Origin of the sequence: Streptomyces sp. NPDC006544, from assembly GCF_040611715.1 — a bacterium.
Lineage (GTDB): Bacteria > Actinomycetota > Actinomycetes > Streptomycetales > Streptomycetaceae > Streptomyces.
On the sequence record NZ_JBEXOV010000088.1, the window covers coordinates 1 to 22582 of the forward strand.

Here is a 22582-nt window from a genome sequence, read left to right on the forward strand (position 1 = left end):
CCCTCGAGCTGCTGGAAGTCCTCCATCGTCGGGTCCTGCGCCTGGAGCATCGTCCCCATCGCCCCGTCGGCCACCACCACACGGGTCGCCAGCGCCTCTCTGAGGGCATCGGCCCGGGTCTGGGTGTCTGCGGGCAGGTTCGGCAACGAGACCATGGCTGAGCTCCCTGGGATGCGACGGCTGTCGGCTTTGCGCCCCATCTGTGTCAAGGGCGCACGCGGCCAGGGTAACCGTGTGGACCCGGACCCGGTGGGGGTGTCCCACGTGGCGGACTGCATTCTGTGCCGGGGAACGGCGACTTTCGGCCGCGGTGTCACGGGGGGCTTACGCCCGAAAGGTCTCACCGCCCTGCACGAAGTCGGCATCGACCGATAGTGTTCAGCATTGTCGAACTACGTCAGCAGGAGGCTGCGCAATGGCACGGAACATCCAGTCGCTCGAACGAGCCGCTGCGATGCTGCGGCTCCTGGCGGGCGGCGAGCGCCGGCTGGGGCTCTCGGACGTGGCCTCCTCCCTCGGCCTGGCCAAGGGCACGGCCCACGGGATCCTGCGCACGCTGCAGGCCGAGGGCTTTGTGGAGCAGGACCCGGCCTCCGGCCGGTACCAGCTCGGCGCGGAGCTGCTGCGCCTGGGCAACAGCTATCTGGACGTCCACGAGCTGCGGGCCCGCGCCCTGGTCTGGACGGACGACCTCGCCCGCGCGAGCGGGGAGAGCGTGTACGTGGGGGTGCTCCACAAGAGCGGGGTGCTGATCATGCACCACGTGTTCCGGCCCGACGACAGCCGCCAGGTCCTGGAGGTCGGGGCGATGCAGCCGCTGCACTCCACGGCCCTGGGCAAGGTCCTGACGGCCTACGACCCGGTCGCGCACACCCAGGCGACGGAGGTGGCGCGGGAGGCGTTCACCCCCCGGACGGTCACCGACGACGCGGGGTTCGAGGCGATCCTGGCGCTCACGCGGGCCCGCGGCTGGGCGAGCGACGTGGAGGAGACCTGGGACGGGGTCGCCTCGGTGGCCGCCCCCATCCACGACCGGCGGCGGATGCCTGTGGGCGCCGTGGCCGTCGCGGGCGCCGTGGAGCGGGTCTGCGGGGACCCCGGGGAGCCGAAGGCGTCCCTCGTGGCGTCCGTACGGGACTGCGCGCGGGCGGTTTCGCGCGATCTCGGGGCGGGCCGCTTCTGAAGCGTGCCCTGACCCCCCGCCACCCTGCCGAAAACCACCCGATGACCACTTTCATGTGGCATCTGGGTGGTTTTTGTCTTTTGTCGATCATCCATTGGCTTGATGTGGGCGATCGCACCAGGCGGTAACGATCCGGCTCATTGGCCTGGTCAACCCTTGACGGTTGGTTCACCCGGGCGGAAAACTGCCGTTCATCGGTCGGCAATGCCGAACACCTACCGGCAATACGCGTTAAGGTGTGGCAAGGCCAAGGACCGGTGCAGCACTCACCGAGTGCGTGGGCCGCCGGAGGGACCCGGCGGCCGACCCCCCTGAACGGCAAAGGAGTCGCGGGTGTCCAGCTCCGACATCTTCATCGGCGAGACCATCGGTACCGCCCTGCTCACCCTGCTCGGTGGTGGCGTCTGCGCCGCCCTCACCCTCAAGAGCTCCAAGGCCCGCGGCGCCGGCTGGCTCGCGATCACCTTCGGCTGGGGTTTCGCCGTCCTGATCGCCGCCTACGTCTCCGCACCGCTCTCCGGAGCGCACCTCAACCCGGCGGTCACCGTCGGCATCGCCATCAAGGACGGCGTCTGGGGCGACGTGCCGGTCTACCTCGCCGGCCAGCTCCTCGGCGCGATGCTCGGCGCGGTCCTGATGTGGCTCGCCTACTACGGACAGTTCCGGGCGCACCTGGCCGACCCGGAGCACATCCGCGACGCCAAGCTCGGCCCCGAGGACCCGCACCCGCACGACGTGGCCGGTCCGGTGCTCGGCATCTTCTCCACGGGCCCCGAGATCCGCAATGTCGTCCAGAACCTGACGACCGAGATCATCGGCACCGCCGTCCTGGTCCTGGCCATCCTGACCCAGGGCCTGCAGGACGACGGCAAGGGCCTCGGCGTCATCGGCGTCCTGATCACCTCGTTCGTCGTCGTCGGCATCGGCCTCTCGCTGGGCGGCCCGACCGGCTACGCGATCAACCCGGTGCGCGACCTCGGGCCCCGTATCGTCCACTCCCTGCTGCCGCTGCCCAACAAGGGCGGCTCGGACTGGAGCTACTCCTGGATTCCGGTGGTCGGCCCCCTCGTGGGTGCCGTACTCGCCGGCGGTCTGTACAACATCGCGTTCGCCTGATCAGCATCGGCACCACGGCACCACCCGCACCGCCATCCTGATTCCGCCAACTTCGACACCCGCCAGGAGCAGCCACCATGACCACCAGCACCGGACCCTTCATCGCCGCGATCGACCAGGGCACCACCTCGTCGCGCTGCATCGTGTTCGACCGCGACGGCCGCATCGTCGCCGTCGACCAGAAGGAGCACGAGCAGATCTTCCCGAAGCCGGGCTGGGTCGAGCACGATGCCGCCGAGATCTGGACCAACGTCCAGGAGGTCGTCGCCGGGGCGATCGCCAAGGCCGAGATCACCTCCGCGGACGTCAAGGCCGTCGGCATCACCAACCAGCGCGAGACGACCCTCCTGTGGGACCGCCACACCGGCGAGCCCGTCCACAACGCACTGGTCTGGCAGGACACCCGCACCGACGCCCTGTGCAGGGAGCTCGGACGCAACGTCGGCCAGGACCGCTTCCGCCGCGAGACCGGCCTGCCGCTCGCCTCGTACTTCGCCGGCCCCAAGATCCGCTGGCTGCTCGACAACGTCGAGGGCCTGCGCGAGCGCGCCGAGGCCGGGGACATCCTCTTCGGCACCATGGACTCCTGGGTCATCTGGAACCTGACCGGCGGCGCCCAGGGCGGTGTGCACGTCACCGACGTCACCAACGCCTCGCGCACCATGCTGATGAACCTGCACAGCCTGGCCTGGGACGAGAAGATCGCCGAGTCCATGCACGTCCCGATGAACGTCCTCCCGGAGATCAAGTCCTCCGCCGAGGTCTACGGGCACGTCAAGGACGGCGTCCTCGCCGGCGTCCCGGTCGCCTCGGCGCTCGGCGACCAGCAGGCCGCCCTGTTCGGACAGACCTGTTTCGCCGAGGGCGAGGCGAAGTCCACGTACGGCACCGGCACGTTCATGCTGATGAACACCGGCGACAAGGTCATCAACTCCTACAGCGGCCTGCTGACGACCGTCGGCTACCAGATCGGCGACCAGAAGCCGGTCTACGCCCTCGAGGGTTCCATCGCCGTCACCGGCTCGCTCGTCCAGTGGATGCGCGACCAGATGGGCATGATCAAGACCGCGGCCGAGATCGAGACCCTCGCGTCCTCGGTCGAGGACAACGGCGGCGCGTACTTCGTGCCGGCCTTCTCCGGCCTGTTCGCCCCGTACTGGCGCTCCGACGCCCGCGGTGTGATCGCCGGCCTCACCCGGTACGTCACCAAGGCGCACATCGCCCGTGCCGTCCTGGAGGCCACCGCCTGGCAGACCCGCGAGATCACCGACGCCATGACCAAGGACTCGGGCGTCGAGCTCGCGGCCCTGAAGGTCGACGGCGGCATGACCTCCAACAACCTGCTGATGCAGACGCTCTCGGACTTCGTGGACGCCCCGGTGGTCCGTCCCATGGTCGCCGAGACCACCTGCCTCGGCGCCGCCTACGCCGCCGGACTGGCCGTCGGCTTCTGGCCCGACACCGACGCCCTGCGCGCCAACTGGCGCCGCGCGGCCGAGTGGACCCCGCGGATGCCCGCCGAGCAGCGGGAGCGCGAGTACAAGAGCTGGCTCAAGGCCGTCCAGCGCTCCATGGCCTGGGTCGATGACGAAGACGCCAGCTGACCGCACAGCGGCGCAATTCGACGAGTAAGTAGGAGTCAAGGGATATGAGCAGCCTGCAGAGCGTCCCCACCCTGGGTACGCACCCGACCGCCGGTTCGAACCCGAGCCGCGCCGAGACCCGTGAGCAGCTGGCGAAGGCCACGTACGACCTGCTGGTCATCGGCGGTGGAATCCTGGGCACCTCGGTGGCCTGGCACGCCGCGCAGTCGGGTCTGCGGGTCGCCATGGTGGACGCCGGCGACTTCGCCGGCGCCACTTCCTCGGCCTCCTCCAAGCTGGTCCACGGCGGCCTGCGCTACCTGCAGACCGGTTCGGTCAAGCTGGTCGCCGAGAACCACCACGAGCGCCGGGTGCTGGCCAAGGACGTGGCCCCGCACCTGGTCAATCCGCTCACCTTCTACCTCCCGGTGTACAAGGGCGGTCCGGTGGGCGCCGCGAAGCTGGGCGCGGGCGTGTTCGCGTACTCCGCGCTCTCCGCCTTCGGCGACGGCATAGGCAAGATCATTTCTCCGGCCCGTGCCGCAGCCGACAACCCGGGTCTCAAGACGGACGACCTCAAGGCCGTCGCCGTCTACTACGACCACCAGATGAACGACTCGCGCGTCGCCGTCATGACGGTCCGCGCGGCCGTGGAGTCGGGCGCGGTCGTCCTGAACCACGCCGAGGTCACCGGTCTGCGCATGACGCGCGGCCGGGTCAGCGGCGCCGAGCTCAAGGACCGTCTGGACGGCACCGAGTTCGGGGTGGACGCACGGGTCGTGCTGAACGCCACCGGCCCGTGGGTGGACCACCTGCGGCGCATGGAGGACAAGCACTCGATGCCGTCCATCCGCCTGTCCAAGGGCGCTCACATCGTGATGAAGCGCAAGTCGCCGTGGAAGGCCGCCATGGCCACCCCGATCGACAAGTACCGCATCACCTTCGCCCTTCCGTGGGAGGACCAGCTGCTGCTGGGCACCACCGACGAGGCGTACGAGGGCGACCCGGCGGACGTGCGCGCCACCGAGTCGGACATCGACCAGATCCTCGACGAGGCGGCCTTCTCGGTGAAGGACGCCGACCTGGACCGTTCGCTGATGACGTACGCCTTCGCGGGCCTGCGGGTGCTGCCGGGCGGTCCCGGCGGCGTCGAGAAGGCCAAGCGCGAGACGGTCGTCTCCGAGGGCGCCGGCGGCATGCTGTCGGTGGCCGGCGGCAAGTGGACCACGTACCGGCACATCGGCCGCGTGGTCATGGACAAGCTGGCGAAGCTCCCGGGCAGCCCGCTGACCGAGGACATGGAGCCGGTCAAGTCGCTCGTGCGCCGGATCGCGCTGCCCGGTGTCGCCAACCCGAACGCGGTGGCGCACCGGCTGCTGGTGGACCGTGAGCCCGGTTCGCGCATGGACCCGCTGACCGCGCGCCACCTGGCCTCGCACTACGGTTCGCTGGCCTTCGACATCGCGCGGCTCGCGAACGAGGACCCGGCGCTGGCCGAGCGGATCCACCCGGACGGCCCGGAGATCTGGGCGCAGGTCGCGTACGCCCGTGACAACGAGTGGGCCGAGACGGCCGATGACGTGCTGCGCCGCCGTACGACGGTGACGGTGCGCGGTCTGGACGACGCGCAAGTGCGCGGCCGGGTCGAGGAGATGCTGGCCGAGAAGGCGTAACGGGTCTCGTGGACGGGCAGAGGGGCGGTTCCGAGGGGAACCGCCCCTCTGTCGTGGGCTGTGGCCGGTGCCCCATCAAGGCTTAGGCTGGCCCACGTACGCAAGGGAACTTCGGAAGGAGACCTGGGTGATCGAGCTTGAGGGCGTGCCCGAGCTGATCGACCCGGTCATGGTGGCCGCGTTCGAGGGCTGGAACGACGCGGGTGACGCGGCCTCCGGTGCGGTCGCACACCTGGACCGGGAGTGGAAGGGCGAGGTCTTCGCGGCTCTGGACGCCGAGGACTATTACGATTTCCAGGTCAACCGGCCGACGGTGTGGCTGGACAACGGGGTTCGGAAGATCACCTGGCCGACGACCCGACTGTCGGTGGTCCGGATCGGCGGCACCAAGCCGCGCGATCTCGTGCTGGTGCGGGGCATCGAACCGTCCATGCGGTGGCGGTCGTTCTGCAACGAGATCCTGGGTTTCGCGCACGAGCTGGGCGTGGAGATGGTCGTGATCCTGGGCGCGCTGCTCGGGGACACCCCGCACACCCGGCCGGTGCCGGTGAGCGGGGTCACCTCGGACGCGGACCTGGCGCGGACGATGGACCTGGAGGAGACGAAGTACGAGGGTCCGACGGGCATCGTGGGCATCCTGCAGGAGGCCTGCACCCATGCCGGGGTCCCGGCGGTGTCGTTGTGGGCGGCGGTGCCGCACTACGTCTCGCAGCCGCCGAACCCCAAGGCGACCCTGGCCCTGCTGAACCGCCTGGAGGATCTGATCGACATCCGGATCCCGCTGGGCGAACTGCCGGAGGACGCGCGGGCGTGGCAGGTGGGCGTGGACCAACTGGCCGCGGAGGACAGCGAGGTGGCGGAGTACGTCCAGACGCTGGAGGAAGCCCGCGACACGGCCGATCTGCCGGAGGCGTCCGGGGACGCCATTGCCCGGGAGTTCGAGCGGTACTTGCGGCGGCGGGATCCTTCGGCGGGTCCGGCGCCCGAGCCGGGTGACGGGTCGTACCTGCGGGACACTTCCGGAGGGCTGACGCTCCCGCCCAAGCGCAAGCCGGACGCGTCCGGGTCCGGGGAGGAGCCCCCGGCTGCCCCGTCTCCGCCGGACGAGGACGAGACACCGCCGGAGGCGTAGCCGGGCGGGGGCGGGCGGGGGCGGGCGGGGCTGCGGGACCGCTGCGCGGAGCCTTCTCCCCGCCCCGCCCCTTGGCCGTTTCCTGGGAATCCGCCCCAGACCCCGCTCCTCGAACGCCGGAGGGGCTGGAATTGCCTGACGGCAATCCAGCCCCTCCAGTTACGTCCAGCCCATCCAGCCCCGGCGGCGTTTGAGGCGCCGCAGGTGCTTACAGAGCCACGCCCAGCAGAGCGTCCACCGTGCGGGACACGAGACCCGGCGCCGATTCGTCGTCCTCATCGGAGACGAGCTGCCGCTCGACCCAGCGATCCACGGCCGCGAGAGCAGCAGGGGCGTCCAGGTCGTTCGCCAGGGCTTCGCGGACCTCCTCGACCAGGGCGTCCGCGGGGATGCCGTCCGGGCGGGAGACGGCCGCGCGCCAGCGCTCCAGGCGGGCCACCGCCTCGGCGAGGACCTCGTCGGTCCACTCCCAGTCGGCGCGGTAGTGGTGCGAGAGCAGGGCCAGGCGGATCGCCGCCGGGTCCACGCCCGCCCGCCGCAGCGCGGACACGAAGACCAGGTTGCCCTTGGACTTCGACATCTTCTCGCCGTGCAGCGCGACCATGCCGGCGTGTACGTACGCCTTGGCCATCGGGAACTCGCCGGTGAGCACCTGGGCGTGCGAGGCGCCCATCTCGTGGTGCGGGAAGGCGAGGTCGGAGCCGCCGCCCTGGATGTCGAAGGTCATGCCCAGGTGGTCCAGGGCGATGGCCACGCACTCGATGTGCCAGCCGGGCCGGCCGCGGCCCAGCGAGCCGCCGTCCCAGCTCGGCTCGCCCGGACGGGCGGCCATCCACAGCATCGGGTCGAGCGGGTTCTTCTTGCCCGCGCGGTCCGGGTCGCCGCCCCGCTCCGCGGACAGCAGCCGCATCGCCTCGGCGTCCAGGTTCGAGACCTTGCCGAAGTGGGGGTCGGACTCCACCGAGAAGTAGACGTCGCCGTCCAGCTCGTAGGCGGCGCCCGCGTCCCGCAGCCGCTCGACCAGCGGCACGATGCCGGGTATGGCCTCGACGGCGCCGATGTAGTGCTGCGGCGGCAGCATCCGCAGGGCGGTCATGTCCTCGCGGAAGAGCGCGGTCTCGCGCTCGGCCAGCTCCGTCCAGTCCTGGTTGTCGCGCAGCGCCCGCTCCAGCAGTGGATCGTCCACGTCCGTGACGTTCTGGACGTAGACGACCTGCCGCTTGGTGTCGAGCCACACGCGCTGCACGAGGTCGAACGCGTTGTAGGTGGCCGCGTGACCGATGTGGGTCGCGTCGTACGGGGTGATCCCGCAGACGTAGATTCGGGCGACGGGACCGGGGTCGAGGGTGATCGTCCCTCGGGTCGCGGTGTCGTGGATCTGGAGGTCGCGGCCCTTGCCAGGCAGGGCGGGGACCTCAGAAGCGGGCCAGGCATGCATGCGTCGAGCGTAACCGGACGGGTGTTCCGAAAACGAACCGGACCTGCACTGTTGTCTTGATCGGCACTCTTGCGCCATGGCCGGATCTGTGCGTGCGGGTGCGTGCGGGCGCCGGTGGCCGCAGGGCCCTCAGACCGGCGGCCACGGGATCGCGGGCCACTGACCCGAGGGCTGCGGATGCGTCCCGGTGCGCAGCAGCAGGGCCACCCGGGCCCGTACGGCGTCCAGCTCGGCGGCCGTGACCAGTTCGGCCAGCCGGGTGGCGAGGGGCTCTCCGGGGGCCAGCCTGGCCTCCAGGACGTCCAGTACGGACCGCGCGTCCTCGGTCAGCGGCTCCCCCGCCCATCCCCAGAGCAGGGTGCGCAGTTTGTCCTCGGTGTGGAAACTCACTCCGTGGTCGATGCCGTAGAGCCGTCCGTCGGGGGCGGGCAGCAGGTGGCCGCCCTTGCGGTCGCCGTTGTTGATCACGGCGTCGAGGACGGAGATCCGGCGCAGCCGCTCGTCGTCGGCGTGGACGAGCAGGGCCGTGCGGCCCTCGCCGACCTCGGCGAGGGCGACGGGCCGCCAGCCCTCGCCGGCCTCCTCGCCGTCCACGAGCGCGAGCAGTCCGGCCTCCGGGGACTCCCCCGTCTCGATCCACTCCTGGACCATGCCCTCGCCGTACGGGCCGTCGCGCAGCACGGTCGGGGGGACGAGCCCCCAGCCGGTGGCCTCGGAGACCAGGTAGGCGGCGACCTCGCGCTGGGCGAGGTTCCCGTCGGGGAAGTCCCACAGCGGGCGCTCGCCCTTGACCGGTTTGTACACGCAGTCGGCGCTCACGCCCCCGTGGGTGACGCTGCACAGCAGGACGGCGTTGGACGCCTCGCGGATCCGGCCGACGACCGTGAGCTCGCCGTGGGCCAGCAGCTCCTCCCGTTCCCCCGTGGCGTTCACGCCTGGCGCCGGTAGCCGTTCTGGCGGGGGCAGACGTGCCCCTCCGGGTCCAGCGGCAGGCTGCACAGCGGGCACGGCGGCCGGCCGGCGTTGACCACGTCCAGGGCCCGCTTGGCGAAGGCCCGCGCCTGGGCGCCGCTGAGCCGCACGCGCAGCATGGGCGGGCCGTTCTCCTCGTCCTGGAGGAGCCGCTCCTCGGCCTCGGCGAGGTCCTCGTCGGATTCGGCCTCGAGCTCGACGAGCGCCTGCGCTTCGACGATCATGCGCTGTTCCTCGCCGTCCCAGGCCAGGGCCATGGTGCCGACGCGGAACTCCTCGTCCACGGGGACGTCCAGGGGCGCGGTGTCGGCCGCCTCGGCGGAGGCCGCGGCCGGGACCGGGGCATTGCCGCCGGTGCGCCGTACGACCTCGTCCAGCAGCTCGTCCATCCGCTCGGCGAGCGCCGCCACCTGGGTCTTCTCCAGGGAGACGCTGGTGACGCGGGGGCCGGATGAGGCCTGCAGGAAGAACGTACGGCGTCCAGGCAGACCGACCGTGCCGGCCACGAAGCGGTCCGGCGGGTCGTAGAGGAACACCTGACGGGGCACGTCCAGTCTCCAAGTGTCCGGGGCCCGGACACGGTCCGGGAAAGGCAGGGGCAGGGCTGCGCCCATGGGTTGGCCCGTCCAGCCTACTGCGCCGTTCGATCACGGCGCGCCCGCGCCGCCTCCCACGACCGCGCCGCCGTCGGCTCCGGGCCCGTCCTGGGGTGCCGCCGGGTCCGCGGCCGGGGTGTCGCGGCGCTCCAGGGCCGCGAAGTCCCCGGTGTCGCCGAGGCGGAGCAGGAACGGCCGGGTCGGGGTGTAGCGGATCGCGGTGACCGAGCAGGGGTCGACGTGGATCCGCTGGAAGAGGTCCAGGTGCATGCCGAGGGCGTCCGCGACAAGGGACTTGATGATGTCGCCGTGCGAGCACATCAGGAAGACGGCGTCGGCGCCGTGCTCCTTCTCGATCCGCGCGTCCCACTCCCGTACGGCGTCCACGGCGCGGGCCTGCATGGCCCGCATGGACTCGCCGCCGGGGAAGGCGGCGGCCGAGGGGTGCTGCTGGACGACGCGCATGAGCGGTTCCTCGGACAACTCGGAGAGCTTGCGGCCCGACCAGTCGCCGTAGTGGCACTCGCCGATCCGGTCGTCGGTGTGGAGCGCGAGCCCGGGACGGGCCGCCACCAGCGGCGCCAGGGTCTGGGCGCACCGCTCCAGCGGGCTGGTGACGGCGGCGGCGAGCGGTATCCCGGCGAGCCGTCCGGGCAGCGCCGCGGCCTGCTCGGCGCCGCGCTCGTCGAGGTTCACTCCCGGGGTCCATCCGGCGAGCAGCCCGGCGGTGTTGGCGGTGGAGCGCCCGTGTCGTACGAGGATCAGCGTGGCCATGCGGCCAGCCTATGCGCTGGCGCCGGTGTGCGGGCGGGGCGTCGGCAGGGAAGAATGCGCGCGTGATTGTCGACTGCGCGATGTACCGCCACGGCCGCCGCTCCGAGGCACCCGGGGACCTCTCCGACGCCCTCGACGAGGCGCGGGCCGCCGGTGACGCCTTCCTCTGGATCGGCATGCACGAGCCGACGGAGGAGGAATTCGAGCACGTCAGCGCGGAGTTCGGGCTGCACCCGCTGGCGGTGGAGGACGCGCTGACCGCGCACCAGCGGCCGAAGCTCGAGGTCTACGACGATTCGCTCTTCGTGGTCCTCAAGCCGGTGCGCTACGACGACGCGGCGGACACGGTGAGCGCGGGCGAACTCATGGTGTTCATCGGCGACTCCTTCGTGGTCACGGTCCGGCACGGCGAGGGGGCCGCGCTGGCCGCCGTACGGCACCGGCTGGAGCAGGAACCGGAGGTCCTCAGGCACGGCCCGACGGCGGTGCTGTACGCGGTCTCGGACGCGGTGGTGGACCACTACATCGAGGTGGCCGCGGAGTTGCAGGCGGACCTGGAGGAGCTGGAGGCGGAGGTGTTCTCGCCGAGTTCGGGGGACACCAAGAACACCGCCGCCCGGATCTACGGTTTCAAGCGGCAGGTCCTGGAGTTCCGCCGGTCCACGAGTCCGCTGCTCCAGCCTATGGACCGGCTGGCCTTCGGCGACGTGCCCTTCGTGCACGAGCACGCCCAGCCGTTCTTCCGCGACGTCGCGGACCACCTGACCAAGGCGAACGAGTACATCGAGGGCCTGGACCGGCTGCTGTCGGACGCGCTGGCCGCGCACCTGGCGCAGATGGGCGTCCGGCAGAACGACGACATGCGCAAGATCTCGGCCTGGGCGGCCATGGCGGCGGTCCCGACGATGGTCGCGGGGATCTACGGCATGAACTTCGCGCACATGCCGGAGCTGACGCACCGCTGGGGCTACCCGGGGGTCGTCCTGCTCATGGCCGCCCTGTGCCTGGGCCTGCACCGCCTGTTCAAGCGGCGCGGCTGGCTCTGACCGGGGCGGCCGGTGCGCCCGGGGCCGCGGTTCAGGCGAACTCGGGCGCCGTCGTCGGCGCGCCGCCCAGCGGGTCGGTGCGCTCCGGCCGGCGCAGGTCCACCATCCGGTGCCAGCCGCTGAACCGCTCGTACGCGTACGTCCCGCGGATGCCGGCGGCCAGCACGGCCGCCTTCGGGGCGGGCCAGTGCAGCAGCCGTCCCATGTGGCCCATGACGGCGAGGCTCACGTCCCGGTAGACGGCGATCTCGGTGAGCGCGCACTCGCGCAGCACCCGCTGGATGGTGCGGCCGTGGCCGACGCGGGCGAGACGGAGCAGTTCCTCGTGGCAGTAGGCGAGGTGGTTGTCCTCGTCCGCGCCGATCATGCGGATGGCCTTGCCGAGGTCGGGATGGTCTCCGAAGTTCCGCAGCAGCATGTCCATCTGGTCCGCGGCGCGCTGTTCGGTGACCCGGCTGTGCGCGAGGTAGACGACGATGTCCTCCTCGGTCAGGGCCCGCTCGCCGCGCAGGGTGGCGTGCGGGAGGCCGATGCCCCGGCGCTCCAGCAGCATCGTGTAGTCGGTCTCGGGCGGGACGGGGACGGGGGCCAGGCCGCGCTTGCGGAGCAGCGCGTTGAAGATCCGGCCGTGTTTGTCCTCGTCGGCGCCGTGCCGGGTGATCTTGGGTGCGAGATCGCGCATGGAATCGGGGACGAGGGCCGCGATCCGGGCGTTCTCCCAGCCGCCCTGGGCCTCGCCGCCGGCGGCGATGGAGCAGAACAGCTGGAAGGCCTCGTCGTGGTCGACGATCTCCTGGAACAGGCTGCGCGCAGAGAGCATGCGTCGAGTCAAGAGCCGATCGGCGGCCCCGGCAACCGGGTGCGTCCGTGAATCGGCCGAATGAACGAGTCCGGCCGGCGGGCCCGGGGGCGTAACCCCGCGGGCACCGAGCGCGTTGTTGCCTGTGTCGGCCGTGGCGGGGAAGACCCCCCGAGCCCCCACCACGGCCGCAGAGCGTGCACCTTCGCGTGTGACCACCGACCGGCCGGCCCCCCGGTCACGCCCGGGCGCGTGCCCGGACCGGTCAGGCGAGGCCCGCGAGCTCCATGGCCTCGGTGCCGGCCCGCAGGGCGGCGATCCGCTCGTCCAGGGTGAAGCCGGCCGGGGCGAGCGTCAGGGTGGTGACCCCGGCCTCCGCGTAGGCGCGCATCCCGTCGGCGATGCGCGCCACCGGGCCCAGCAGGGTGGTGGAGTCGATCAGCGAGTGCGGGATCGCGGCGGCCGCGCCCTGCTTGTCGCCCGACAGGTACTTGTCCTGGATCTCGACGGCTTCCTTCTCGTAGCCCATGCGCTGGGCGAGCTGGTTGTAGAAGTTCTGCTTGCGGCTGCCCATGCCGCCCACGTAGAGGGCGGTGTACGGGCGGAACATGTCCGCGAGGGCGGTCACGTCGTCGCCGAGGGCCAGCGGCACGGTCGGGCAGACGTCGAAGCCGTCCATCGTGAGCCCGGCCTTCTCGCGGCCCGCGCGGATGTGCGTGAGCGCGGTGGCCTCCAGGTGCTCGGCCGCCGGGAAGATCAGCAGCGCGCCGTCGGCGATCTCGCCGGTCTGCTCCAGGTTCTTCGGCCCGATGGCGGCGATGTAGAGCGGGATGTGCTCGCGCTCGGGGTGCACGGTGAGCTTGAGCGGCTTGCCCGGCCCGTCGGGCAGCGGCAGCGTCCAGTGCTCGCCCTCGTAGGACAGGCGCTCGCGGGTCATCGCCTTGCGGACGATCTCCACGTACTCGCGGGTCCGCGCGAGCGGCTTGTCGAACTTCACGCCGTACCAGCCCTCGGAGACCTGCGGGCCGGAGACGCCGAGGCCGAGCCGGAAGCGGCCCTTGGTGAGGGAGTCGAGGGTGGCGGCGGTCATGGCGGTCATCGCCGGCTGGCGGGCCGGGATCTGCAGGATCGCCGAGCCGACGTCGATCCGCTCGGTCTGCGCGGCGACCCAGGCCAGGACGGTCGGGGCGTCGGATCCGTAGGCCTCCGCGGCCCAGCAGACGTCGTAGCCGAGACGGTCGGCCTCCTGGGCGACGGCGAGGTTGTCGGCGTCCATGCCGGCGCCCCAGTAACCGAGATTGATGCCGAGCCGCATGTGTCGTCCCCTTAACGGTTCACCGATGAGTACTGATGAGCGATGAGTACTGATGAGTAACGTAGGTCTGCGGGGACTCTAGCGCGCCCGGGTGCCGCAGGACAGCGCCGCAGTAGTCTCAGCCCTCATGGAGCAGAGGCATCTCGGCCGCACCGGACTGCGCGTCTCCCGGATCGGTCTCGGCACACTGACGTGGGGCCGGTCGGCGGACGGCACCGACGAGGCGGAAGCGGCCGCGCAGTTGAAGACCTTCTGGAACGCGGGCGGCACGCTCGTCGACACGGCGGACGTGTACGGGGGCGGGGAGGCGGAGTACCTCCTCGGGCAGTTGATCGGTTCCGTCGTGCCGCGGCGGGACCTGGTCATCGCGACGAAGGCGGGCGGGGTCGCGGAACGGGGCCACCCCTTCGACTGCTCCCGGGGCCACCTGCTGGCCGCCCTGGACGATTCACTGGCCCGCCTGGGCACGAACTACGTCGACCTCTGGCAGGTCCACGCCTTCGACCCCGGGACCCCGCTGGAGGAGACCCTCCAGGCACTGGACCTGGCGGTGAGCAGCGGCCGGGCCCGGTACGCGGGCGTGTCGAACTTCAGCGGCTGGCAGCTGGCGAAGGCGGCGACCTGGCAGCTCGCGGCGCCCGGCGTACGGACCCGGCTGGCGTCGACGCAGATGGAGTACTCCCTGCTCCAGCGGGGTGTGGAACGGGAGGTCCTGCCGGCGGCGCTGGACCTGGGGCTGGGGATGCTCCCCTCGTCCCCGCTGGGCCGGGGCGTGCTGACGGGCAAGTACCGGGCGGGCACCCCGGCGGACTCCCGGGGCGCCTCCGAGACGCTGTCCGCCTTCGTGGACCCCTATCTGGACGACACGGCGAGCCGCATCGTGGACGCGGTCGCGACGGCCGCCCACGGTCTGGCCGTGACCCCGCTGCAGGTGGCCCTGTCGTGGGTGCGGGACCGGCCGGGCGTGGCCGCCCCGATCGTCGGCGCGCGGACGGCGGCGCAGCTCGGCGCGGCGCTGTCGGTGGAGACGCTTAGTCTTCCGGAGGAGATCCGCCGGGCGCTGGACGACGTCTCGGCGCCCGTCCACCGCTACCCCGATCAGGACTGGAGCACCTTGTGAGCGACACCGCTGCCGCGGAAGACCCGGCCCGGGACCCCGCCCCCGGCGCGGCGGCGACCCCCGCCTCCCGGCCCGGCCCGGCTCCCGGAGCCGAGTCGGGGGAGCCCGCTCCGGACGGGGCCGGACAGGAGCCCGGCCCGGCGGAGGCGGCCGGGGCGCGGCCCGACCCCGCGGACGCGGTGCACGCCTCCGACGGAGCCGGGGACGCGGACCGCACCGGGGTGCAGGGCACGGATGCCTCCGGCGGAGCCGCGCACGGGGACACGGGGGCGGAGCCCACCAGCGACGAGGACGACGCCGACGACGACACCGAGGCCGGGGCCACCGCCGACGCGGACGCCGAGGCCGACACCGAAGCCGGGACCACCGCCGACACCGACACCGAGGCCGAGACCGAAGCCGAAGCCAAGGCCGACACCGAAGCCGGGACCACCGCCGACGGGACCGCCGACGCGGCCGGGAGCGCGCCCGCGCTCAGTGAGGCCGCCGCCGAGCTGGCCGCGCAGAAGATCGAGCGGGAGCGCATCGCCCGGCGCAAGGCCGAGCGCGAGGGCCCCGTCGACGCCGGGGCCAAGCTCAGCGGCACGGCCGCCGACCTGCTGGCCGCCGTACGGGCCGTGGAGGGCGGCGGCAGGCCCCCCGCCGCGTACGACGCACCGGCTCCCCCCACCGCACCGCGCAGGACGGTCCCCGCGCCCGCTCCGGAGCGCGCCCCCGTTCCCGCCCCGCCGGTCGCGGCGTCGCCGTCCTCCGACGCCGTCGGGGCCGTGCGCGCCGTACTCGCCCGCGGCGGGGCCCCCGAGTCCCTGGCCCCCCAGGTGGCCACCGTGCTCGGTGACGACGCCGCCGGGCAGCTCGCCGAGTCCCCCTGGCGGCTGCTCGCCGTCGCCGGGGTCCGCCCGACGCAGGCCGACGGCTTCGCGCGCGCGCTGCTCGGCGCCGAAGCCACCGGCCCCGGGGACGAGCGGCGGGCCGCCGCCCTGGTGAGCTGGCTGCTCGCGCAGGCCGCCGCCAAGGGGCACACCGTGCTCGAGGCGCCCACCCTGGAGTCCGCCCTCACCCAGTACGGCGTACCCGACCCCGCCGAGGCGCTCGAGGCGGCGGCCGGCGACGGGTCCGTGCTCGTCTTCGAGGAGCCGGTCGGCCCGCCCGCCCCGGAGGGCGAGGAGCAGCCCGTACGTCTCCTCGTGGGCCTGGAGCACTCCGCCATGGCCGAGGAGAGCCTCGCCGAGGGCCTGGCCCGGATCGCCAACACCTTCACCGGCCCCGCAGACTGGGAAGAGGCCGCCAGAGCGGCCCGCAGCGGCGCCGAGCTGATCCGCGCGGCGTCCGGCCACGGCCTGGTCACCCACACCGGGGGCGAGGCCGCCCGCGCCGAACCCCTCGCCCTGCTCGCGGCCGCGCGGGAGGCCGGCCTGCGGGCCTGCGTCGCCGCGCACGCCCCGGCGGACGGAGCCGTCACGGTGGCCGGACTGCTCGCCGGCGCCGAGGGCCCCGGCCGGGACGCGGACGGCCGGTTCGCGCTGGACCTGCTCATCGTCCTCGACGCCCCGCAGCTGGACGTGGACACGGCGGCGGCACTGGTGGAGTCCGTTCCCGACGGCGCGCGCCTGGTGCTGTCCGGCGACCCCGCGGTGCTCGGCTCCGCGGGCCCCGGCCGGGTCTTCGCCGACGTCCTGGCGGCCCGCGCCTTCCCCCACCTGGTCTCCCGCGTCCCCGACCCCGGTCCGATCGGCGAGCTGGTCTCCGGCATCGGGATCGGGGAGCTCCACCAGGTCGACGCCCCCGGCAAGGAGGTCGTCATCGTCCCGGTGAAGGACGCCGGGGAGGCCGTGCACCGCACCGTGCAGCTGGTCGCCGACTCGGTGCCCCGCGCGTTCGGCGTCCCCGCGGACGCGGTCCAGGTCATCACCCCGGGCCACGGCGGCTCGGCGGGCACCCGGGCGCTCAACGCGGCCCTCAAGGAGCGGCTGAACCCGGGCCCCGGCCGGTTCGGCGGCTTCGACCCGGGCGACCGGGTCGTCCACGTGCCCTCCCCCGGGCGGGCGCTGCCGGCCCGGGTGGTGTCGGCCGACGCCCGGGGGCTGCACCTGGAGGGGGCCGCGGGCGCGCGGACCGTCGTACCCCAGGAGCGGGTGGAGTCCCAGGTCCGGCACGGCTGGGCCGTGACCGCGCACCAGGCGGTCGGGGCGCACTGGCCCGCCGTGGTCGTCGTCCTGCCCGGGGACGCGGCGCAGGCCCTGTCCCGGGACTGGGTGTACACGGCGTTCGGGCGGGCCGGGCGGCACCTGTCGGTGGTGCACGGAGTGGACCAGGCGCTGGCGCGCGCGGTCGCGGAGGTGCTGCCGAAGCCCCGTACGACCCGGCTGACCGCCCTGGTGCGGGCGCTCGCGGAAGCGGCGCGGGCCCAGGTGCCGGCGCGGCCCGAAGAGCGGCGCGCGACGTGACGCGACCCCCGTCCCGGTCGGGACGGGGGCCGCTGTCGTCTCACGGCGGGCGGGGTCAGGCCGGGGTCAGGCCGGGCTGCTGCGCCTCGTCGTCGGCGTACGCGTCGTCTCCGTCGTCCGTCTCGCCGTCGAAGACCGAGCTGACGTCGAAGCGGTGCATCACGTCCTGCGGATCGGTGTGCGCGAAGGGCGTGCTCAGCCACTCCCCCGGTTCGGCGATCTCCTCCGAGGCGGCGATCCAGAGCGTGGAGTCGCCTTCCTCCAGGCCGAAGTCCTTTGCGCGGGAGGCGATCTCGTCCGGTTCGTACTCGCCGAAGAGCACGCCGAGCGCGTCGGCGGTCCCTCCGTCGTGGGCGAGCTCGGCATCGCGGTCGTGGGCGACGACCCGCTCCGCCTGGGCGATCAGCCGGGCCGGTTCGACGACGGCGTAGTCGCGGCGGATGAGCACGCTGAAGGCGGCGGGCTCGGCGGGCCCGGTGTACGGGAGCCCGTCGTCGGGAGTGGGGATCTCGAAGGGGGTGACCTCGTCGTAGCGGTCGTAGAGGAGTTCGTCGTACTCCTCGGCGGCGGCGGCGAGTTCGTTGAACGCCGCGTAGACGTCCGGATCATCGTCCCCGATCCTGCTCTCGACCGCGGCGAGGTGACGGTCGAGCGCGGCCTTGACCGCCTCGGCGGCGGCGCGTACCTCGGCAACAGTGGGCAGAGCGGCATCAGACATAGTGCAGACGCTATCCGTAGCAGGGCTCTGCCCGCACAATAGATGCGATGCCGGAATACGAATTTGTCGACCTGTACGTGCCCCGAGGGGTTCCGCGCCAGGAAACGACCCGCCTGCTGACCGAGCACGCCGAGTACGGACACTGGGAGCTCGACCGCCTCACGCTGCTCCGGGACGGCAGTCGCCGCGTGCGACTGCGCCGCCGGATCATCCGTCAGGTGCGCGCGACCTGGTGACGCGGGTCCCGCTCCCGGGAACCCGCGCACCGGACCAGATCCGCGTGGACCTTCGTCAGGCGGCGTTGCGCGCCCGGCGGTAGAGCACGGCGCCTGCCAGCAGCATGCCCGCGGCGAGGGGCACGCCGGCGGTGAGGACGTCACCGGCGCCGGTGGCGGCCAGTCCCCCCGTCGGGGTCGAACCGGTGCCCGGCGCGGGGTGCGCGACGGGCACGACCGGGGTGGTGCCGGGCCCCGAGGGGGTCCCCTGATCACCCGGACCGCCGGGGGTCCCCTGATCGCCGGGCCCACCCGGGGTGCCCTGGTCACCCGGACCGCCCGGGTTCCCGTGGTCACCCGGGGTCCCGTGGTTGCCAGGAGTTCCGTGATCGCCGGGGGTCCCGTGGTCACCGGGAGTCCCGTGGTCACCCGGAGTTCCGTGGTCACCAGGGTTCCCGTGGTTGCCAGGAGTCCCGTGGTTGCCAGGAGTCCCGTGATCACCGGGAGTCCCATGGTCCCCAGGAGTCCCGTGATTCCCAGGACCTCCGGGGTGGCCGGGGTGGCCGGGGTGGTGCGGACCCTCGTCCTCGTCGCACGGTTGGTCCGGACGACCCGGCTGGCCCGGGTGCCCGGGGTGGGTCGGGTGTCCCTGTGGGGCCGTGTGTCCCGGGCGGCCCGAGACGTTGGCGCAGCGGTTGCCGAAGGCCGGGTTCAGGGCCCCCACCACGTTCACCGTGTTCCCACAGGCGTTCACCGGTACGTCCACGGGTGCCTCCGCGGCGTTCCCGGACAGCAGGCCGGGCGAGTTCGCCGTATGGCCGGCGGCCACGGAGTCGGCCTGCGCGTAGCCGCCGCCGAAGGCGAGCAGACCGCCTGCGGCCGCCATGGTGATCAAGGTCTTCCTGCCGGTGACCTGTGCCTGTCGTCGCATCTGTACTTCGTCCCCTGGGTGCGTCGTGCGCGCACTCACGCGCACGGTCGGGTCGGCGCGCGGGCCGCGCGGGCTCCCCTGCCCGGCGCGCCGAAAGATCGTGTTCGGGCCGTAAAGCCCGGCGGCCCCGGAGCGCTGGTGTGCACTCCGGGGCCCAGAACTTCAGAAGCGTCAGGCGTTGACGCAGGTGTTGCCGAAAGCCGGGTTCAGCAGGCCGATCACGGAGACCGTGTTGCCGCAGACGTTCACCGGGATGTGAACGGGAACCTGGACGACGTTGCCGGACAGGACACCGGGCGAACCGATGGCCGCACCCTGCGCACCCGCGTCGGCGACGGCCAGACCCGCACCCGCGAGAACCAGACCACCGGTAGCAGCCGCCGCAGCGACAACCTTCTTGAGCATTGTTCCTCCTAGTAGGCAAGTGCGGTCCCAGCCGCGGACCGCACCACCTGTAACGAGGAGGGATCACCGGGGCTACGAGCGTATGAGTGCATTCACTCTTCTCAGTGGGTTTCGCACACCCACCCGATTCCCCGGCCGAGAACTCGTCCCGCTCCTCCCGCGACCCGGTTCAGGATTCGTCGATGAAGCGGTCGAGGACCCGCACGCCGAACTTCAGGCCCTCCACCGGCACCCGCTCGTCCACCCCGTGGAACATCCCGGCGAAGTCCAGCTCCGGCGGCAGCTGGAGCGGCGCGAAGCCGAAGCAGCGGATGCCGAGGTCGTCGAAGGACTTGGCGTCCGTACCGCCGGAGAGCATGTACGGGACGGCGCGCGCGATCGGGTCGTGCGCCTTCAGGGCGGTCTGCATCGCGTCCACGAGCTTGCCGTCGAAGTCCGTCTCCAGCGCCTTGTCCGCATGGACGTCCTCGCGCTTCACGCGCGGGCCGAGGATCCGGTCGAGGTCGGTGAAGAACTCCTCCTCGTGGCCCGGCAGGAAGCGGCCGTCCACGTGGGCGGTGGCCTGCCCGGGGATGACGTTGACCTTGTAGCCCGCGCCGAGCATCGTCGGGGCGGCCGAGTTGCGCAGGGTCGCGCCGACCATCTTGGCGATGCCGCCGAGCTTGGCGAGCGTGGCGTCCATGTCGTCCGGGTCCAGCGGGGTGCCCAGCGCATCCGAGAGCTCGTCCAGGAAGTGCCGCACGGTCTTGGTGACCCGTACCGGCCACGTGTGGCGGCCCAGGCGCCCGACGGCCTCGCACAGCTCGGTGATGGCGTTGTCGGTGTTGGTCATCGACCCGTGGCCGGCCGTGCCCTCCACCGTCAGGCGCATCCAGTGCATGCCCTTCTGGGCCGTCTCCACCAGGTACAGCCGCAGGTTCTCGTTCACCGTGAAGGAGAAGCCGCCGACCTCGCCGATCGCCTCGGTGACCCCTTCGAACAGTCCGGGGTGCTTGTCGACGAGGTGCCGTGCGCCGTAGGTGCCGCCCGCCTCCTCGTCCGCGAGGAAGGCCAGCACGATGTCGCGCGGGGGCTTGCGGCCGCTGCGCATGCGGTCGCGCACGACGGCCAGCGTCATCGCGTCCATGTCCTTCATGTCGACGGCGCCCCGGCCCCACAGGCAGCCGTCGGCGATCTCGCCGGCGAAGGGGTCGTAGGTCCAGTCGGCGGCGTTGGCCGGGACCACGTCGGTGTGCCCGTGGATCAGCAGGGCGGGCCGGGAGGGGTCCTCGCCCTCGATCCGCGCCACGGTCGAGGCGCGGCCCTTGTGCGATTCGAAGATCTGCGGCTCCAGCCCGACCTCGGCGAGCTGCTCGGCGACCCACTCGGCCGCCTTGCGCTCACCGGGTCCGGAGTGGTCGCCGTAGTTGCTGGTGTCGATCCGGATGAGGTCCCGGCAGAGGTCGACGACCTCGTCCTCGCCGGATACGGTCCTGCCCGCGCTCGAGTCGCTCACGCTGCTTCCTCCCACTGACCACTGATCGGTATCGAACGGACCCATCCTCCCGCTCCGGCCCGCTCTCCCCAAGGCGATCCCCGGCCGCCGGGGGGTGTGATCGGGGACCCCGGAATGTTTGGTAATGTTTTCCACGTCGGAACGGCCCGCGAGGGACGCGAGACAGACACCTTGTCCGGGTGGCGGAATGGCAGACGCGCTAGCTTGAGGTGCTAGTGCCCTTTATCGGGCGTGGGGGTTCAAGTCCCCCCTCGGACACCAGCTAAGACCCCACTTCGTGTGGGGTTTTTTGCTTTTCCAGGCTGTGGCGTGACCAACCACGTGACCAACAGCCCAGAGATTCCCCAGGTCAGACCAGGGATGACAGGCCGAGTCGACCCGCTCCGGAGGCGGCGAGCTTCCGCGCTCCATCCTTACGTGAGTGCCCGTACCGGGCCATCGTGTAGCCCGGCGAGTGGTGCCGGACGTTTGCTGAGACCTCTACGGGGTTCTCCCCGGCCTCCAGGTCGTTCGTGACCTTGCTGTGCCTCCAGTCATGGATTCGGAAGTCCTCCGGCAGGTGCAGCCGGCTCCGAAGGGTGCGCCACCTTGCCGACACCTTCTCCGGGTCCTGAGGGCCACCCGCCTCGCCCCGGTAGAGCTTGAAGCCGTCCCGGGCGAAAACGAGGTCGTGATCGGTCCACGCGGCTCCCATACGGGCACGCTCGCCGTCCTGCCGGGACCTCTGCCACTTGAGGACTTTCATGACGCTCTGGTCCACATAGATGACCGCGTTGGCATCACCGTCCTTGGTCAGCTTCCGGAGCCGATACGTGTTGCCTTCCTCGACCACGACCCAGCCCAGTTCTATGGCCCCTTCATCCCAGCGCACGAGGGACCACTTCATTCCCAGAGCCTCACTGCGCCGGACACCCGTTGCGGCGTAGACCGTCCAGAGCGGAGCGTCCCTAAGGCAGTGGTGAGTCAGACCGCCGTCACAGGCCCGGTTGCCGCACGGCTCCCACACAGAGCCCAGGAACCGCGCCGTCTGGCTGTCGTCCACGGTCGGATAACTCTGCTCCTGTGCCTTGATCTGCCGCGCCGTGGGCGGGTGTGCCGTTGTGGCCGGGTTGGCAGGGATCAGCTTGGGCACTGCCGCGCCGAGGGCACCGGACAGGATGTTGTGAACGTGCCGGACACTCTTGGCCCCCAGAGGCTTCCCCTTGTTGGTGGGACACGGGGCGGTCTCCAGAAGCCGGTAGAGGTCGTCCAGGGTGTCATCCGTGACCTCGCACAGCTTCATGCTGCCGATGTGCGGCTTGATGTGTAGACGGATCTTCGTCTCGTACCCGGCCACGGTCGTCCCCTCCTTCCTGTGATTGCTCAGCCACTTCTCCAGCCAGTCACCGAGCTGCATGTCCGAGCGGGCCGCGATCTTGCCCGCCTCGTGGTCGGTGTGCCATTTCCTCAGCGCCTTCTCTGCCTCGGTCTTGGTCTTGTACTCCCGGCCTATCCAGTAGCGCTCCTTCTCCCCTGTCGCCTTGTTGAAGTGGAGGGGCGTCCGCACGCCCCAGGTGTTCGGTCTTCCCGTGCGCTTGATCTCCACGGGTGTGCCGCCGAGTCCGTTGCCACGCTTGGCCACTGG

The 22582-nt window shown here is 71.9% G+C and carries 20 protein-coding genes and 1 tRNA gene; 10 read left to right on the top strand and 11 right to left on the bottom strand.

Translation table 11 applies throughout. The features are described from left to right. The first annotated feature begins 415 nt into the window (after window positions 1–415). The 5 genes from ABZY44_RS29850 (at window position 416) to ABZY44_RS29870 (ending at window position 6687) form a co-directional block, all read left to right on the top strand. Window positions 416–1183 (top strand): IclR family transcriptional regulator, encoded by a 768-nt coding sequence (locus ABZY44_RS29850; RefSeq protein WP_356659206.1) that lies wholly within the window; start codon window positions 416–418, stop codon window positions 1181–1183. 333 nt (window positions 1184–1516) lie between these two features. Then, window positions 1517–2299, top strand: coding sequence for an MIP/aquaporin family protein (locus tag ABZY44_RS29855; RefSeq protein ID WP_356659208.1), 783 nt, complete (start codon window positions 1517–1519; stop codon window positions 2297–2299). 77 nt (window positions 2300–2376) lie between these two features. After that, window positions 2377–3903: a glycerol kinase GlpK gene (gene glpK, locus ABZY44_RS29860; RefSeq protein WP_356659210.1), complete on the top strand. Its 1527-nt coding sequence runs from the start codon at window positions 2377–2379 to the stop codon at window positions 3901–3903. A gap of 44 nt (window positions 3904–3947) precedes the next feature. Beyond that, entirely contained in the window at window positions 3948–5555 is a 1608-nt protein-coding gene (locus ABZY44_RS29865) for a glycerol-3-phosphate dehydrogenase/oxidase (protein WP_356659212.1), read from the top strand. 127 nt (window positions 5556–5682) lie between these two features. Further along, entirely contained in the window at window positions 5683–6687 is a 1005-nt protein-coding gene (locus tag ABZY44_RS29870; protein ID WP_356659214.1) for a PAC2 family protein, read from the top strand. Window positions 6688–6895: 208 nt separating this feature from the next. Here the strand turns inward: ABZY44_RS29870 and mshC are convergent, their stop codons facing one another. The 4 genes from mshC to ABZY44_RS29890 all read right to left on the bottom strand — a co-directional run bounded on the left by mshC (window position 6896) and on the right by ABZY44_RS29890 (window position 10467). Then, on the bottom strand, window positions 6896–8125 hold the full coding sequence (gene mshC, locus ABZY44_RS29875) for a cysteine--1-D-myo-inosityl 2-amino-2-deoxy-alpha-D-glucopyranoside ligase (RefSeq protein ID WP_356659216.1): 1230 nt from the start codon (window positions 8123–8125) through the stop codon (window positions 6896–6898). A 129-nt stretch (window positions 8126–8254) separates the two neighbouring features. Continuing rightward, window positions 8255–9091 carry an SCO1664 family protein gene (locus tag ABZY44_RS29880; RefSeq protein ID WP_356659257.1) on the bottom strand — a complete coding sequence of 279 codons (837 nt, stop codon included), beginning with the start codon at window positions 9089–9091 and terminating at the stop codon, window positions 8255–8257. Continuing rightward, the gene (locus ABZY44_RS29885) at window positions 9055–9645 is read right to left on the bottom strand and encodes a DUF3090 domain-containing protein (RefSeq protein WP_356659218.1); all 591 of its coding nucleotides are present in this window, start codon (window positions 9643–9645) and stop codon (window positions 9055–9057) included. The genes ABZY44_RS29880 and ABZY44_RS29885 overlap by 37 nt, the downstream gene beginning before the upstream one ends. 99 nt (window positions 9646–9744) lie before the next feature. Then, window positions 9745–10467: a histidine phosphatase family protein gene (locus ABZY44_RS29890; protein ID WP_356659220.1), complete on the bottom strand. Its 723-nt coding sequence runs from the start codon at window positions 10465–10467 to the stop codon at window positions 9745–9747. An 11-nt stretch (window positions 10468–10478) separates the two neighbouring features. On the opposite strand from ABZY44_RS29890, the gene corA reads away from it, so the two are divergent. Beyond that, window positions 10479–11513, top strand: coding sequence for a magnesium/cobalt transporter CorA (gene corA / locus ABZY44_RS29895; RefSeq protein WP_356659222.1), 1035 nt, complete (start codon window positions 10479–10481; stop codon window positions 11511–11513). Window positions 11514–11544: 31 nt separating this feature from the next. Here corA and ABZY44_RS29900 read toward each other — a convergent pair whose 3' ends face one another. Both ABZY44_RS29900 and ABZY44_RS29905 read right to left on the bottom strand, forming a co-directional pair. Further along, window positions 11545–12333: a ferritin-like domain-containing protein gene (locus ABZY44_RS29900; protein WP_356659224.1), complete on the bottom strand. Its 789-nt coding sequence runs from the start codon at window positions 12331–12333 to the stop codon at window positions 11545–11547. A gap of 244 nt (window positions 12334–12577) precedes the next feature. After that, on the bottom strand, window positions 12578–13627 hold the full coding sequence (locus ABZY44_RS29905) for an LLM class F420-dependent oxidoreductase (protein ID WP_356659226.1): 1050 nt from the start codon (window positions 13625–13627) through the stop codon (window positions 12578–12580). A gap of 127 nt (window positions 13628–13754) precedes the next feature. Between ABZY44_RS29905 and ABZY44_RS29910 the strand changes: the two genes are divergently transcribed. Next, window positions 13755–14747, top strand: a complete 993-nt coding sequence (locus ABZY44_RS29910; protein WP_356659228.1) for an aldo/keto reductase — start codon at window positions 13755–13757, stop codon at window positions 14745–14747. Continuing rightward, window positions 14744–17194 (top strand): helix-hairpin-helix domain-containing protein, encoded by a 2451-nt coding sequence (locus ABZY44_RS29915; protein WP_356659230.1) that lies wholly within the window; start codon window positions 14744–14746, stop codon window positions 17192–17194. The genes ABZY44_RS29910 and ABZY44_RS29915 overlap by 4 nt, the downstream gene beginning before the upstream one ends. A 55-nt stretch (window positions 17195–17249) precedes the next feature. Here ABZY44_RS29915 and ABZY44_RS29920 read toward each other — a convergent pair whose 3' ends face one another. After that, complete coding sequence (locus ABZY44_RS29920; RefSeq protein WP_356659232.1) at window positions 17250–17912, bottom strand: hypothetical protein; 663 nt, start codon at window positions 17910–17912, stop codon at window positions 17250–17252. A gap of 47 nt (window positions 17913–17959) precedes the next feature. Between ABZY44_RS29920 and ABZY44_RS29925 the strand changes: the two genes are divergently transcribed. Next, a complete protein-coding gene (locus ABZY44_RS29925) occupies window positions 17960–18148 on the top strand; it encodes a DUF5703 family protein (RefSeq protein ID WP_243333977.1) in 189 nt (62 codons plus the stop codon). A 55-nt stretch (window positions 18149–18203) separates the two neighbouring features. Here ABZY44_RS29925 and ABZY44_RS29930 read toward each other — a convergent pair whose 3' ends face one another. The 3 genes from ABZY44_RS29930 to ABZY44_RS29940 form a co-directional block, all read right to left on the bottom strand. After that, window positions 18204–19058, bottom strand: a complete 855-nt coding sequence (locus ABZY44_RS29930) for a chaplin family protein (protein ID WP_356659234.1) — start codon at window positions 19056–19058, stop codon at window positions 18204–18206. A gap of 171 nt (window positions 19059–19229) precedes the next feature. Further along, a complete protein-coding gene (gene chpH, locus ABZY44_RS29935; RefSeq protein WP_030963738.1) occupies window positions 19230–19463 on the bottom strand; it encodes a chaplin ChpH in 234 nt (77 codons plus the stop codon). A 169-nt stretch (window positions 19464–19632) separates the two neighbouring features. Further along, window positions 19633–20958 (bottom strand): M20/M25/M40 family metallo-hydrolase, encoded by a 1326-nt coding sequence (locus ABZY44_RS29940; protein ID WP_356659236.1) that lies wholly within the window; start codon window positions 20956–20958, stop codon window positions 19633–19635. Window positions 20959–21131: 173 nt separating this feature from the next. Between ABZY44_RS29940 and ABZY44_RS29945 the strand changes: the two genes are divergently transcribed. Then, window positions 21132–21219 (top strand) — tRNA-Leu (locus ABZY44_RS29945). A gap of 88 nt (window positions 21220–21307) precedes the next feature. Here the strand turns inward: ABZY44_RS29945 and ABZY44_RS29950 are convergent. Then, window positions 21308–22579, bottom strand: a complete 1272-nt coding sequence (locus tag ABZY44_RS29950) for a tyrosine-type recombinase/integrase (RefSeq protein ID WP_356659238.1) — start codon at window positions 22577–22579, stop codon at window positions 21308–21310. Window positions 22580–22582 lie beyond the last annotated feature (3 nt).

Coding starts and splice junctions, on each gene's coding strand:
- ABZY44_RS29850 (WP_356659206.1), top strand. CDS start 416: ATGGCACGGAACATCCAGTCGCTCGAACGAGCCGCTGCGATGCTGCGG.
- glpK (WP_356659210.1), top strand. CDS start 2,377: ATGACCACCAGCACCGGACCCTTCATCGCCGCGATCGACCAGGGCACC.
- ABZY44_RS29865 (WP_356659212.1), top strand. CDS start 3,948: ATGAGCAGCCTGCAGAGCGTCCCCACCCTGGGTACGCACCCGACCGCC.
- mshC (WP_356659216.1), bottom strand. CDS start 8,125: ATGCATGCCTGGCCCGCTTCTGAGGTCCCCGCCCTGCCTGGCAAGGGC.
- ABZY44_RS29890 (WP_356659220.1), bottom strand. CDS start 10,467: ATGGCCACGCTGATCCTCGTACGACACGGGCGCTCCACCGCCAACACC.
- corA (WP_356659222.1), top strand. CDS start 10,479: ATGCGCTGGCGCCGGTGTGCGGGCGGGGCGTCGGCAGGGAAGAATGCG.
- ABZY44_RS29900 (WP_356659224.1), bottom strand. CDS start 12,333: ATGCTCTCTGCGCGCAGCCTGTTCCAGGAGATCGTCGACCACGACGAG.
- ABZY44_RS29905 (WP_356659226.1), bottom strand. CDS start 13,627: ATGCGGCTCGGCATCAATCTCGGTTACTGGGGCGCCGGCATGGACGCC.
- ABZY44_RS29910 (WP_356659228.1), top strand. CDS start 13,755: ATGGAGCAGAGGCATCTCGGCCGCACCGGACTGCGCGTCTCCCGGATC.
- ABZY44_RS29920 (WP_356659232.1), bottom strand. CDS start 17,912: ATGTCTGATGCCGCTCTGCCCACTGTTGCCGAGGTACGCGCCGCCGCC.
- ABZY44_RS29925 (WP_243333977.1), top strand. CDS start 17,960: ATGCCGGAATACGAATTTGTCGACCTGTACGTGCCCCGAGGGGTTCCG.
- ABZY44_RS29930 (WP_356659234.1), bottom strand. CDS start 19,058: ATGCGACGACAGGCACAGGTCACCGGCAGGAAGACCTTGATCACCATG.
- chpH (WP_030963738.1), bottom strand. CDS start 19,463: ATGCTCAAGAAGGTTGTCGCTGCGGCGGCTGCTACCGGTGGTCTGGTT.